Origin of the sequence: Natranaerovirga pectinivora, from assembly GCF_004342165.1 — a bacterium.
Classification (GTDB): Bacteria; Bacillota; Clostridia; order Lachnospirales; family DSM-24629; genus Natranaerovirga; species Natranaerovirga pectinivora.
In genome coordinates this window covers 47232-62064 of record NZ_SMAL01000002.1, presented here as the reverse complement: position 1 = coordinate 62064, position 14833 = coordinate 47232, and the positions used below count along the sequence as shown (strand labels likewise).

Here is a 14833-nt window from a genome sequence, read left to right as displayed (position 1 = left end):
TTATTGATATATGATTTTTGCTATATAATAATCCATCTAAATTACATTCCAAAAATAGAATATCCACGTTAAAATTACGGAAAACATTGCAAAGAAAGTATAATGCATTCTAGTCACTAACTTCCAGTAACCTTTAATCCATGAAGCTAGGGAAAAATATACCATTACTCCTGTCACTAAAACTATAGAGTATGAAACAATTACATCTATTAATGAACTTAATAGAGAAGGCTGTGTATACGCTGGCGTTGGTAACCCATATACAGGATTGATTTCACCTTCTAAAATAAATGTAACTAGAAAAACAAAGGTGAGTACACTTTGTAAAGCTGCTACTCTCATAGCTAGTATTGAACCTTTCGTTTTTACTAATTGTTCAACTTCCTTTTTGCGTATTTTAATAATAAGAGCCTTTATTCCCCAATATAGCAAACTACCAACGATAAATAGGACAGATGAAATAAGGAGTAAAAAGGTTAATCCACTGGTCTCATACCACTCAGCCTTTGAGTAACTCATGGGGCCATCCGTCATAAGCATGGTTTTTCCCATTGAATCTGTTCCAAACACAATGGTTCTAAAGCCACCACCATAATCGTGACTTCCCCCTTCTCTCAAATTATGATAAACGCCTGGCTCTACTTCTATGAATCTATTGCTTTCTCCTAAATGAGTAACTAATAAGTATCCCTCATTATCCGTTTCAACTCTAATTAAACCTATCATTAGACTTAAGAATGCATCCACTGTAGTAAATGACCTTCTGTTTTGGTAATACTCGCCTACAAATTCACTAGACCTTTTACCCATAGCTTCAGTTGGTTCAAGTGCAATTATTTCTTCTGATGGAAAATAGCGATCTAGAAACCCCTGAAATATTTCTATGTTCACAAGTGGATTTCCTCCACTATGAGATATAAAAAAGCCTACTTGCTCATCAGGTATCAAATAAAGACCTGTATCATAGAGCATAGTTCCGCCTGGATGGTGGAATGTGTGTCTCCCATTAAAAGTAGCTTTAATAAATCCATGAGCCATACCGTCTAAGAGGGGATGATGGGTATATTGCTCAGCAAACATTTTCTGAACAGTTTCCTCTTTTAGAATGCTGGCCTCTTCGTATTGTCCGCCCTGAAGATATGCGAGCATAAATTTAGCCATATCTAGTCCACTACTACTCATACTTCCTGCTGGTTCAGATACAAACTCGAACTTACCTTCTCTAAATTCACCATTCACATAACGATATGCCTTAGACAGATTATCCTGCAAATCATTAGGTACTGGCTGTCGGAAGGTACTGTTTTTCATCCCTAAAGGGGCATATATATTTTCCTCAATATATTGTGCAAAAGGAACCCCTGACACGACCTGGACAATATAACCCGCTAATGATGTGCCATAATTAGAGTAAGCACTAACTTCTCCCGGATTAAAAACTCTTGCAGGTCTTTCTTCACGTACATACCTAGCTAGAGGAATTAAATTCTCTTCTGAAAGGGAAAAAACATCTGTCATATAATCTTCAAAACCTGGTGTATGGGACATTAAATGTCTAAGCGTAATGGGCTCTGCTTCTCCTTTATTTCCTTTGTATTCAATTCTATTGGGGATCTCAAAATCTAAATATTCATTTACATCCCTGTCTAAATCCAGTTTTCCCTGCTCTACAAGTTGCATAATAGCTGTCCAAGTGAGTAACTTTGACGTAGACCCAATTCTAAAAAGAGTCTTTTCAGTATCTACAGGTTCTTTTGTATCATAATCTGAATAGCCATACCCTTTAGCCAAAAGGATTTCTCCATCATAAACAACTGAAACTGTTAAATTAGGTATATTAAACTCTGTCATCTTCTGACCTATAAGGGTATCTAAAAACACCTCTACATCCATTGCCCCTAATGATGTACTAGAAGCTGAAACGGTTTTCAAATTTATATCTTGAAGCAACATACAACTAATAATTAAAACACAACATACCAATCTTTTTAACTTATCCATTTTATATCTCCCTTTCACTTCTCATTCTATAGCTTAATTCTAATTCAGAATACACTGAATAACAAGTTACATCAGTCATCAGTTCAAAATGACATTTGTCAGTTTTAGAAGATATATTTAATGATTAATTTCTATTTAAAAAATTATCTGTCCTGGTTTATAACCTTCTGGCAATTCCTCTTCAATCACAAATTTAAAATTGTCATCTCGTAATATAGGCAAAAACACATGGTAAGGAATCCTTGAGAACTCACAAGCATAATTACTTGCCCCAAACCACTTGCCTTCTTTACTACTTAGATTTAAATTTCTAGCGAATTTTGTGTAGTTTGAGCAATCATGAACCACTAAATCCCATTCTTCTTCATCGGCTATTTTCATAAATTGTAGGGTTAATTCTCTACTCCAAGTTGGAGAGATATAGCCTTGTCTGGATATATACATGTTTTCCCCACTGTAGTTATCAATGTTGTTCTCATTTAGATGAAGTTCAGCACAATTAATAAAATCTAAGTTAGTCTCTAAGATGGATTCTTTTTTATTAAAAAAAGCTTCAAAAAATTCAGGAGTCTTTGGTGTTTCAATCCCTACATTTTTAATGTATTTTTTTTGCAATACCAATATTTTTAATAACTTTATCTGAACAGTTATTAGCACCCAAATTGAAACGTATCTCGTCAACTTAGGGACGTTTCTAGTGTCATCCTTCTATGCTTTCTTAATATACCTTATTAAGTCTTATATTATCTTTAGTTAATTGCTTGTATATTTTATCATAATTTTTGATACACTGGTTATTATTTTTTTATATTATTAAAAGCCCTCATTTTGTTAAAAATATGAGGGCTCATATCTTACGCTTCTATATTTACTTAAATTTTTCAAAGCCCAATTAAGGCAGTAATGAGTTGAAATCATAGTTTACATTATTAATTCTAACCTGACTAAAGTTTATATTCTCAATTTTTAAGTCTTGTAATGCCTTGTCCGTTTCTATGTAACCTAATGGCTCTAACCCATAATTAGTAGCGTAATAGTAGAATGATATTTGAGTTTCACCAAAAGGTGGAACAACTGAAGAAACAACGAATACATAATGATTTCTTTCAGAAAACTCAATAATCTTGTAATTATCGTATACTAACTCAGGTTCTATAAATGGAAAGTCCATTCTGTAGTTATTTACAACCAGATACATTTCATATGACTCAGTGTTTCTATGTACCGAGAAAGTATCTATAGCTCCAAAACCATTTATGTCGTATTGATAGTTTTTGTTATATTCATACATTGTAAGCAACTTTCCTGAGGAAACTGAATTACTAGGTTGATTGTTAGATGGGCCTGCATTATTTGCTGAATAGTCAATTAGCTCAACAAATGAGCACCAATGACTTCCCTCTGACTCATACATCATCAATGCACCGATATTCTTAATCTTGATTTTTACATTCAGCCTTTTATAATTTTGTTTGATGTCATTAACATCACTTGTTGAAAGGGCTTTTGTTAATGTTTCCTCATTATTAAATGATAAATATGTTGGTCGATACTCATGTATATAATTATCAGGAAACTCAATAATTAGTGGATTAGTAAAAATACTATTCTCATTGATTGATAAGGTTATACCACCAAAATATTCATCAAAGAAAAGTTCTCCTGTAACCTCAACTTCTCCCTCTAAAACAAATCCTACTAAACTAGGTGGAACACCATTTCTTTTATCATATTCAATATCTTTAATAGTAAGTCCACCCCATACCCTATCACCATTATTTAGACTAGATAGGTATAAGTCATTCTGTTGGTTGGTTGGAACTTGGTTGTTTTGGTTGTTTTGGTTGTTTTGGTTGTTTTGGTTGTTTTGATCTTCCTGCCTATCTTCTATCTTTTCCTCTTCCTGCTGTTCTGCTATCTCTGCCTCTATTTGAGCCCTAATTGCTTCTCTTCGTTCTTCCTCTGATTTTTCTGAGTTGGAACATCCCAAGACACTTATTCCAATCACTAGACAAATCAAAATAATACTAAGTTTCTTTTTCATATAAATTCCTCCATTTTCTTATTCTATTATTCAAATCTTTTAAAGATTGAGCACTTTGTTTAAATTTCAAAATAAAAGGTCGTTCCTTTATCTAGCTCACTTTCTACCCATATATTACCACCATGTTTTTTAACAAGTTCTTTGGCAATGCATAAGCCAAGACCTGTAGATTGTGAGTCAATATTATTATTTGATCTATAATACCTATCAAATACATGGGGTATTTCTTCTGTTGAAATACCACTACCACTATCATTTATAGCGACTAATATTTTTTTATCTTTACTATGCTTAGTCGTAATAATAATTTCTCCATCTATTGAGGTGTGTTTGACTGCATTATGAAGAATATTAACTAACACTTGCCTAATTCTAATATAATCAATTTCCCATTGACTATCTATAGTTGCTTCTAATTGAGATATAATACTTATACCTTTTTTATCTGCAGTGTTCTCTATAATGATAATAGCTTCTTCAATTACTTTGTTTATATTGGTCTTCTTTCTGTTTAACTTAATTTGGTTGTTTTCTAGCTTTGACATAGTAAACAAATCATCTACCAGTCGAGATATGTATAAGATATTAGACTGAGTCCTTCTTAAATAGTTATCAATAGGAATTTTATCTCTCATCTCGGTATCTAAAATCGTATCCATATAACCCATAATACTCATAATAGGCGTTTTTAGGTCGTGTGATATGTCTGCCATAAATTTTTCTTTTTCTCTTATACTTTTTTCCAATAATTTTTTTGTGTCTATAAGCTTTCGTAAACTTTTTATGAGCAAATAACCAATTATAATGATTACTAACCCTAGGATTATTATCAAAGCTTTGAGGACTTGTTTAGTTTCTGGAGGTGGAATGATTATAGGAAGAATTATATTAGTTTTCCATGTTTCTGCCCCTTTTAGCTTCTTCACATCTGCATAACTATATACATACACATTAGGATACACCATAGGCAGAAGTTCAACCTGTTTTGGAGAATTAAAAATAACATTGGGTACTAAAATAGGTTTGAGACCACTATAATCATATGGCGTAAATCTTTCAGGATATGCATAATCTAGTGCTGGCTTTAACATTTCAAAAATTCTAGGTTCAATGGTAATGGTAAAACCCATATCCTCTATATAACCCAAAGATGTATAGTATTTTTTTGCTATCCTATACACGCTATTGCTGGTTATTTCATGAAGTTCTTCTATAACGTCATTGCTAAGATTTGAATCATCAAGCCTATTTGTTTTAACATCATACCCTTCTGTACCAATATGTTCTAAAATAGACCTCTGTCCTCGAAAAATTCTTTCCATATCTTTTTCTAATACATTGATTAGATTTACGCTAAATTCCCTTCTTCTAATTTCATCAAAATGATAAAGGTTCTCATTGAAGTATTCAATAGTTGCCAGTAGATTGCTTCCATTATAAACTTTATCAAAATCTTTAGCACTATTAGATAAACTAAGGGGCGTTCTCCAATAATACATTCCCTCATTATATGTATAATGGTCTATAGAGAGGATCTCTTCTAATCCGGTTAAATAATCCGTCTTAAAATAGGTCATAGTGAAATCTTTAAAATTTCCATTTTTTTTACTTGTAACCGTATAGTTTTTACCTGCTATTGATACTTCTTTATTAATTATAATTGCTCCATCTAGTAGATTAACAATTCTAAAGCCATCATAAATATAAAGGTCCATACTCTGTTCAAATGAACCAGGCAAACCATTTTGTCCTATATGTACTAAAAAACCTTCTTCAAAAGTTAAAATATTCTCATACCTAGTAAGAGGCATATATGAAGGAATTTCTATAAACCCTCCATCAATTGCTTTAATTACTATTGCTTCTTCTAGCCTTCCTTTACCATATGAGGTTGTAAATATAACTTCATCTTTTCCATCTGAATCTAAATCATAAAAATTAGCTGTCCACATATTAAAATCATTTATATTAAACTGGGGATGTTGGCTGTAAATAAACTCATACACCTTCTCTAAATCATAAACCCCATCTTTAGCTTCTAATGTACCGTCAGACTTTACCAACTGTCCTACATTCATTTCTAGTGAAAAAGGTTTTTCTCCTTCTTCATTAAGGGTTTCTTCATTCAATTTACCTTTAATTTCTCTTGGTAAAGCATCTTTTTTGTTTTCTATTGTACCAGTAGAACAACCTACATAAATTATTATAAGAAATATAATTAAAATAAACAATTTGGCTATTTTTTTCATTATAAGTTCTCCAAAATAATATTTTCTTCATAAAGCGTTCTACAGTTACAGTCTTTTATTTGCAATGCTTTAATAAAACGATTTACAAGCAAAGAATACTTCTGAAGAATCTACTATAATTCTATAATAAAAATCAAGATTCAATAAGCCTTTTTGCCATATCTTTAATTAATCTTTAATAACTGTAATAGTTACTCTCCAAATATTAGACACAAAAAAAGATATGTTCCTTCCCATATCTTTTCATTATATAATCAACTATCAATTACTTATTCTTTTAATAAATACCCTTCTCCTCTAATATTAACAATAGGGTCTTTATCACTGCCAATTAGTCTAATTTTATTTTTAAGATTACTTACATGTACCTTAACAGTCCTACAATCATCAAAAGCTTCAGTTTTCCAAACATTTTCATATAGTGTAGTGTATGATACCTTCTGTCCTTTGAATTTTAGCAAATAGACAAGAATATTAAATTCAAGTGGTGTAATATGTATGGTCTTTTTTGAATTTGATAGTGTATACTCTTCTGTGTTTAGAATAAGATCATTAAATTGAACTAATTTACCAAGGCTTTCATTACTATGAGTATATTGTTTGGCCCTACGTAAATTAGCCCTTACCCTAGCAATTATTTCTTTGGGTCTGACTGGTTTCACAATATAATCATCCCCACCTAACTCTAGAGCCTTAATCACATTCTCTTCCAATTCTAAACAGCTCATAAATATTATGGGACAGTACATAAATTCTCTTATCTTCTTACATAAATCATAACCCGTTGCATCAGGCAATAAAATATCTAGAATAATTAAATCATAGCTCTCACTCTTTACCATTTGTAAAGCTTCAGAATAACTTCTCGCTGTAGATATACAGTATCCTACATTAGCTAAGTAAAGTGAAACAATTTCAATTATATCAGGGGAATCTTCTACCAATAATATTTTTTCTTTTGCCACCATTATCACCACACAAAAACTCATTGCACCATTTATTAAATTTTCATAATTGTCAATAGTATTATTATACATTAAAAATAGGAATTTAGTCAATGTTTTATGCTTTAATTGACTGAAAAAAGAAGCTACGAGTGAGATTTCAACCTCTTTTCGTTGCTTCTTTTTAATTTCCAGTTAAGAAAAAAAACAAACCAAATGTATGTTTATTCTATTTAATTAATATAATATCATATTCTGAAGAATCTCTCATATCATCCAAGGCAAATGTAACATCCTCAAAATGACCGCCTCCAGTATGCACTCTACCAGATATTACATAGCGACCTGAATCATAAGGTAACCAAGAATGTATATTGAAGATGGTATTTTCAATTACCCCATACTCAAATGCTTCTCCTTGATCCATCATATGTTGATAACGTGTAATGACAACATCTTGCAACTTTCCAAAAACAATAAAGTCTAAAACTTGACCTTCGGGATGGTCAATCCAAGGTGATGTCGCCAATTTATTAGTATTTACTCCCGTATAAAACGGAACAATTACTGCACTGTATTGACTGTAATTAATATTTACATCTCTAATTGTTTCGTTAGTAAACCCTGATAACCTAACTGCGTCACCTATTTCTGTGCTTGGCGTTACACTAGCTGATCCACCAAGTTTGGCTTCAATATTAGCTCTCCAATTACCTGGCGTGTCAAGAATAACCAGTTGATCTCCATTAGGTTTTACGATTTGATAAACTGTTATTATATTTCCTGCATTATCTTTTGAGTAAATTTTAAGAACAATATGATCTTTATAAGGACCTTGACTATCATCTAAAATAGTAATAAGTTCTCCACTTTCAAAAAAATAATCTTCTAATGAATTCAAATCTATAACTCGTGTAAAATAATTGTTTGCCGCGTAGCCACTACCAGCGTTAAAAGTATTATCTGTAGAATAATACACTTTTTTACCATCATTAGATAAAGTAGGATTTAAGATTGCTGCAATGGAATTGGGCCAATCCATTCCAAGATTAACAGATTTAGCCAATAATTTCTTATCTCCATTATTATATGCCATGGACAGATAATATACTGGTACCCCTACTACTACTTCCTTTGATTTATCTTTTTCAATGATAAAATCAAAATTCCCACCCCCAGGATAGGTACCTACCAAAATACGGTCTGACGTATTATTATTTGTTGCAGAAGGTTGTTTACTTGGCGTATTTGTTTCCGTTGATTGCTGTGATGTTTCTCCTTCTTCTTTTATTTCTTGTCCTTCCTGTGTTTCTTCATTAGATACTTCTTGTTCTATTTCTCTATGAGTATTTTCTTGTAGCTCTGCCATGATTTCTGCTCTTAGTTCTTCATCAGATTTTTGATCAGAACCTCCCGAGCAACCTACAACAGATACTAACAATATTGCAATACAGATAATTATTACTGCTTTCTTCATTAACTTCATCCCCTTTAAATTTAATTTTCTAATTACTATATAAGCAATCATCCATACTTTCTACAGTTAAAATATAATATAATTATATGTCAAAAATTGGATTATTTCAGCCTTTTTGCTATATCTTTAATGAATCTTTAATATAGCCTTATAACTTAATTTTCTATTTTTATTAGACAATCACTTTTGGAGCAAAAAAAAGTGATCAAAGTTATACACTTCGATCAACCTCTATAATTACTATTGATGTAATACCTAACATTCTAATCATTTGTCTATCGTCTCTAAGTTCTTATGCATTGTAACAAGAAAACACTCATAAGAGCGTAAGAATATATATTTTTTATGCAGTCCCTTCTTGTGTAGGACAGTTATATATTTTTGACATTACATTATATGAAATTTGAATGGCAGGGCCGATAAATAATGCAACAACTACTGTACCGTAGGACACTGGACCTGATAACAGTAACCCCATTAAAACCGCAAAGCTTTCCCCTAATAACCTAGAAATAGCAAGACTAAAACCAAATTTTTTATGCATCACTAACATCAAATTATCTATTGGATTTGGTGCTAATTTAGCTTGAAGATAGGTTCCCCCACCAATTATAAGTAGGATGAATCCTATTATAAACAATAAAATTCTTTGAGTCATATTGTTCAGTTCTATAAACTCAAGTAACTTTAGATTAATATCAACAAAAACACCCGTAGTAAAAATTGTTAGAAACGCTGGGAAATCAGGTTGTTTTTTAGATAAGTAAGCATTGATTATCATAAGCAATGCCCCAACGATAATGACCCAATTCCCTGGTGTTAATCCTATATTATTAGATAATCCCACAAATACAGTATCCCAAGGACCAGCACCCATATCAGATGTAATAACACTAGCAACGCCTAGTGTAGCAATCCATAACCCAACGAAATAAAAAAAATACCGCTTCATCAACACACCTCTTCGTTAAAAATTTTTATAAACCTTCAAGTCACCTACTCAATTGCTATACTAGTATTTTGGCTAGTTCTTCTAACTAACTTTATCTTCTATAACTACTAATTCTATGACTTTTTGATAATGCTTCTATAGACAAATCAAAGCATTCTGTCAAATACCATAGACAGTTCATTCATAAAGGCAATATTTATATCTCGTTGGCTGTTTTCTGCTACTTTTGCAGCTTCTGCAACCTTAATAGACGACACTCTATGTACCCCAACTTCTATAATTATTTCATACACTTTAGCTATTATATCTAAGGTTTCATTGTCCATACCTGCAACTATTTTTTTAATATTCTCCAAACGGTTTTCTTTATCTCCAGGGTTGATTCTTTCTGGTGAATATCCCACTTTAAAGTCTTTTCCACAAATCAATCCCGATTCTTTTTCTAAAATTGGTATACATACATCTTCTGTTAACCCTGGATACACTGTTGATTCAAATACAATAACAGCTCCTTTTGATGTATTTTGTCCAATGATACGGCAGGCATTTATTACTGCCTCCAAATTAGGTGTTTTATCTATTTTTATAGGTGTTGGCACTGCAACGATTATAAACTTTGATTCTTTAAGTTTTGAATTGTCAGAAGTAAACTCAACACTGGTTTCTTTTATAGCCTTATCTCCCACCTGTTTTGTTGGATCTAATCCCTGACAGTACATTTCTATTTTTTTCTTGTCAACATCAAATCCGATCACCTTAGTTGTCCTTGCAAATGCTACAGCCAAAGGCATTCCTACGTAGCCCAAGCCAACAACAGTTATTTTTGCTTTTTGATCCAAAATGTCTTTTACTATTCTCATATTATCACCTACACTTAGTTATACACCTATTCTTATTATCCTAATAGCTTGCCTTTCCCTCCGCTACAGGAAGAAGGTTTAATGAAAGTCTAATTTCTAAATCCTTCAAATTAAGTCTATAAATTACATTTCAATATTAATTGTATTACGCTATAAAATATTTATTTTATATTTATTTATAATATTATATCATACTATTCAAAAATATGAAAGAAAATATTGTTTTATTTGACATCTTATTGCAAAATGGCTTATGCTTTGTTTTGTTTTGATTTTAAATATAAATTTATTCAAAATTCATTGTTTTTTGTTATATGTTTAACAAATTGATATTTGTATTTTTTCATAATTCATTCTGTACTATTTTCATCAGTCTTTTAATTTTAACTATAGTTACTGCGGAGAGGAGTCCATATATCCCAGTACAAATAAAAAACCGGTCAAGTGATTTCTCACCCAATCGGCTTACCCCTAGGGGTTTAAAAAAACTCAAACCGTAGTCTGAGAATACTTTTAGCGTTTATTTAACAGGAAATTTACCTTTTATGTTCCTCTACTTACCAACACTATAGAAAGTCATATTCTTTTTCAAAAACTCATTAACATTAAAGTTTCTTTTTTAGCTTTAATATTAAATTTTTTCATAGAGACTTATATTTAACTATTTCATAGTAAAAATTTCTTCTAGAACTTTTCCATCACAAGGATAAAATTTTAGTCCTAATATTTTGGCCATAGTAGGGGCTATATCTACCATTTCAATTGGACCTATATTATAGTTTTCCTTAATATTACTACCTGAAACTATAAAGACACATTTATAATTTGGTTTATCTGGTGAATAGCCATGAGTAGCATATTTAATATTTTCATCCTTGCAATTAACTATGTTTTTTCCTGCTATTTCGTCTTGAAAACAATATCCTTCTTTTGCTTCCACGCCATACTTAATACTTTTATCTGCGTTGAGTAAATCTAATGCTTCTCTATCATATACTTTTTCAATACCAAACTTGTCTACTACTTGAAGTTCTTGTAATATATTAGTGACTATTTCCTCAGCCTCAATATCTCCTTCTTTTATATAGAGGTAGGCACTACCTCCTGTTGATTGGAAATAAGCTCGCCACCTAGTTTTCCCATTTTTTTCATTGATTAGCCCTTTTTCCTTCAATATATTGTTCAAATACACTTTATGTTTTACATCTAATTGACCATGATCTCCTATAAGAAGAAAAATGGTATCATTCTCTATCTTGGCATCTTTAACAGCTTGAATAATTTGTCCAATTCTTCCATCCATCCTTAGTAACGCTTTTTGAACTTCTTCATTGTTAGTTCCGTTATTGTGTTTTGCATCGTCTAAATCAATAAGATGGATTTGAAACAAGTTAGGCTTTTTCTTTTTTATGGTGTCCACTACACACATAGTAGTATAGTCATCTAAACTGGGTTGTTTTATCCCTTCCCTATGTTTACCTAGTCTTAGTTCAAGATCCAAGCAATAGAGCTTATTACCATTTTTAAGAACTTTTAATGCTTGGTTTTCATTTTTTATAGCTTTTATTTCTGGCAAATTATACTTTATACTTGAATTTGCTGTAACAGGCCAAAGTAATCCTGCCGTTTTTAATTTGTTTTTCCTTGCTAGATCATATATGGTCGGCACTTTAATATCTTTCTGGTACCAATACCATAGTTGATCTTTTTCAGGTACAAAAGGTTGAAAGGGATTATTATGAATAATACCATGCTTATTAGGATACACCCCTGTTACCATAGTGGTATGCACTACATAAGTCAGAGTTGGAAAAACACTCTTTAACTCATTACTATAAGCACCTTTTTTTATAAGGGTAGAGAAATTGGGTAAACTTTGACACATCTCCCAATTATCCTCAGAAAGTGCATCTATGGACATGACTATTAAATGCTTTGCAGATTGAGTATTTGATTTATAATTCATAATAGCCTCCTTTTTACTATCTAGGTTCTATATAATATTTTAATCTAAAAAATCCATTAATGAAATAGATATAACCTAAAATTAACAATATAGTATTCCTAATATTAGCTTAGAATTAAATTAATTGAATTGGGTTCCCCTGCATTTTTAAAATACACTTCAGCAACTTGTCAGCTTTTTTAGAAGAATCTTCGTTTAACCTATGCAACAGATATTACAGAAATACATATTATTAATCCAGAAACAATGAAGGAAATTGAAGTAGAAAATCCTATTGATGCTATAAATGATAACGTTGAAATGAAGATATCACAAGAAGGTCTTAGAGTTGTAATAAATGATGTTATTCATTTTATACCTGATGAAATAATACCTACCTCTAAATTTCCATATGATAAACCATTAATAGGAAATTATGTTTTATATGAATTAAATAATGAGGCATTTTCAGGTACTATTAATTTAACAGTAAAAGTAGGAATAGAGTTATCAATGAATGTAAGAATGGGGCTTATTAAAGTATACTATACTTTTAATAATAATGAATATAAAATTACTAACTTTGAGTTTCAATTAAATTATCATTATTGATGAATAAAAATCAAATATCTTAGTAAATGAAATATAGATAATAGTTTTCCGAGTTAAAATTAATACCAATAAACTCTAATTGATGCGTTAGTTTTAGGGCTTATTGGTTTTTTACCTAATCAAGTATTATAAAAACAGGTAATTTTAGTAATCCTTTTATAGAAGTAATGATTACCTAATTGCATTATACCATATGCTCCTGATAGTTTTTATAATCCAAAGAATTACCTAGTTCCAATTGGATTATATTGGGTATCCATAAAGATGTACCCCCTAAAGCAAGGGGCTTGAATTTAAGCTATTTATTTTACTACTCTTACATTTGTACATTTTTTCATCAGCTTTCATTAATAGTGTATCTATATCCATTGGATCTTCAAATCTCCACATCTCTGTTCCAACGCTTATAGATAGTAAGTAAGCTCTGTCTGCCTGTTGCTTATATTTATTGATAGATGCCATATAACAAAATATCTTTTTCATATTTAAACAAAGCTTGATTAGGATTTTTTAATTATCAGTACTTTACTCTAACCTTTTTCTTAAGATCACATAAACTTAATATTAAAGTCCTTTTTTGTTCTTGAGAGAATACCAAAGAATCTCTTATGTCTATTTACTTCCTAACAGTCTAGAAATAGATCACAATACATTTAACATAATACTCTAAAAATTCCTTTTTGGAAATTAGGAGCTATATTTCCTATATTTTCTGATTGTCCAATAAAAATACCTTCCTCACAAACTCAAGAATATCAGCTAACATAAAAATTTTCAATTACTGTAAATAATTAGTCCTATGAGTAACTTTCATAATTTTCCAAAATAGGATATATACTATTTTTTCTTAAGTGATTTATAAAAAATTTTCAGGAGAAGGTACCATCGTAGGAGAAATTTATACTTACTGTTATATATACTCCTTTATAAGCAGCTCACATATGTGAAAATGCATATGCATAATTTTTTCTTGTCCTTTCAGAGAGGTTCTTTTACCAAAATATACTCCCCCTATACTATATCTTTGGCTATACCAATTACATGTATATAAATTATACCAATAATTTTTTTATAATTCTATAAAAAAACAAAAAATATATTCAAATTCATTTACACTTTAATTAAATTATAAATAATTGGCTCTTTATTATATTTAACAGTCAACTTATGCCTCATCTATCAAACTAATCCGAATAGATTTATTTTTAAATACAACTAGCTTCACAACTATCATTTCGAATGATTATAACTCGAATTTATCGATTGTCGTTGCTTTTTCTAAAAGCTCTAAAAACTGATTTGCCTTATACTTCCTTAGCAAATCATCACTTTTCAAATGCTCTCCCTACTAAACTAGCCACAGATATGAAGAAACCATATGGTGGCTTACTAATAAAAAATAGTGGGCCATTTTTAAAATAATAATTGGACCATTTTCAGTTGACTAAAAATTGACAAAGAGCAGAAAAAAAGAGGACAGTAAGCATTAACTCACCAACCTCTAATAATATATTTCCAATTCTACCAAATCTAATCGAAAATTGTATAAGGATTACACTCTGCAGGAGTATGCCAATTAATACCTTCCTGTTTCAATAACTCTTTTTTCTTTGCCCAATATATATGACAACGTCCCATTCTATAACCTTGTTCATCAAGTTGTGAATTAATTATATCTAGTTGTGGCTGTATTTTTTTTACTACTTCTTTAAACTCTTTGGTCTCTTCAATTGGATCTCTCTTCAACTT

12 protein-coding genes are annotated in these 14833 nt (G+C 30.8%); 1 reads left to right on the top strand and 11 read right to left on the bottom strand.

Features of this window, described 5'->3' with window-relative positions:
• Window positions 1-36 precede the first annotated feature (36 nt).
• From EDC18_RS02840 to EDC18_RS02800, 9 genes are all read right to left on the bottom strand, one after another.
• Complete coding sequence (locus EDC18_RS02840; protein ID WP_132250098.1) at window positions 37-2001, bottom strand: serine hydrolase domain-containing protein; 1965 nt, start codon at window positions 1999-2001, stop codon at window positions 37-39.
• 135 nt (window positions 2002-2136) lie between these two features.
• Window positions 2137-2682: a hypothetical protein gene (locus EDC18_RS02835; protein ID WP_442929342.1), complete on the bottom strand. Its 546-nt coding sequence runs from the start codon at window positions 2680-2682 to the stop codon at window positions 2137-2139.
• 211 nt (window positions 2683-2893) lie between these two features.
• The gene (locus EDC18_RS02830) at window positions 2894-4045 is read right to left on the bottom strand and encodes a hypothetical protein (protein WP_132250096.1); all 1152 of its coding nucleotides are present in this window, start codon (window positions 4043-4045) and stop codon (window positions 2894-2896) included.
• Window positions 4046-4104: 59 nt separating this feature from the next.
• The gene (locus EDC18_RS02825; RefSeq protein WP_132250094.1) at window positions 4105-6294 is read right to left on the bottom strand and encodes a sensor histidine kinase; all 2190 of its coding nucleotides are present in this window, start codon (window positions 6292-6294) and stop codon (window positions 4105-4107) included.
• A 269-nt stretch (window positions 6295-6563) separates the two neighbouring features.
• Window positions 6564-7259 carry a response regulator transcription factor gene (locus tag EDC18_RS02820; RefSeq protein WP_165878453.1) on the bottom strand — a complete coding sequence of 232 codons (696 nt, stop codon included), beginning with the start codon at window positions 7257-7259 and terminating at the stop codon, window positions 6564-6566.
• A gap of 208 nt (window positions 7260-7467) precedes the next feature.
• The gene (locus EDC18_RS02815; protein ID WP_132250090.1) at window positions 7468-8715 is read right to left on the bottom strand and encodes a hypothetical protein; all 1248 of its coding nucleotides are present in this window, start codon (window positions 8713-8715) and stop codon (window positions 7468-7470) included.
• A gap of 343 nt (window positions 8716-9058) precedes the next feature.
• A complete protein-coding gene (locus EDC18_RS02810; protein ID WP_132250088.1) occupies window positions 9059-9667 on the bottom strand; it encodes a YczE/YyaS/YitT family protein in 609 nt (202 codons plus the stop codon).
• Window positions 9668-9813: 146 nt separating this feature from the next.
• Entirely contained in the window at window positions 9814-10527 is a 714-nt protein-coding gene (locus EDC18_RS02805; protein ID WP_132250086.1) for a nucleotide sugar dehydrogenase, read from the bottom strand.
• Window positions 10528-11188: 661 nt separating this feature from the next.
• Window positions 11189-12493, bottom strand: coding sequence for an alkaline phosphatase family protein (locus tag EDC18_RS02800; RefSeq protein ID WP_132250084.1), 1305 nt, complete (start codon window positions 12491-12493; stop codon window positions 11189-11191).
• A 246-nt stretch (window positions 12494-12739) separates the two neighbouring features.
• Here EDC18_RS02800 and EDC18_RS02795 point away from each other — a divergent pair, with 246 nt between their 5' ends.
• Window positions 12740-13084 (top strand): hypothetical protein, encoded by a 345-nt coding sequence (locus EDC18_RS02795; protein WP_132250082.1) that lies wholly within the window; start codon window positions 12740-12742, stop codon window positions 13082-13084.
• Between the two features lie 273 nt (window positions 13085-13357).
• Here the strand turns inward: EDC18_RS02795 and EDC18_RS02790 are convergent, their stop codons facing one another.
• Window positions 13358-13546: a nucleotidyl cyclase domain-containing protein gene (locus EDC18_RS02790; protein ID WP_165878452.1), complete on the bottom strand. Its 189-nt coding sequence runs from the start codon at window positions 13544-13546 to the stop codon at window positions 13358-13360.
• Window positions 13547-14614: 1068 nt separating this feature from the next.
• Window positions 14615-14830: a hypothetical protein gene (locus tag EDC18_RS02785; RefSeq protein WP_132250078.1), complete on the bottom strand. Its 216-nt coding sequence runs from the start codon at window positions 14828-14830 to the stop codon at window positions 14615-14617.
• Between the last annotated feature and the right edge of the window lie 3 nt (window positions 14831-14833).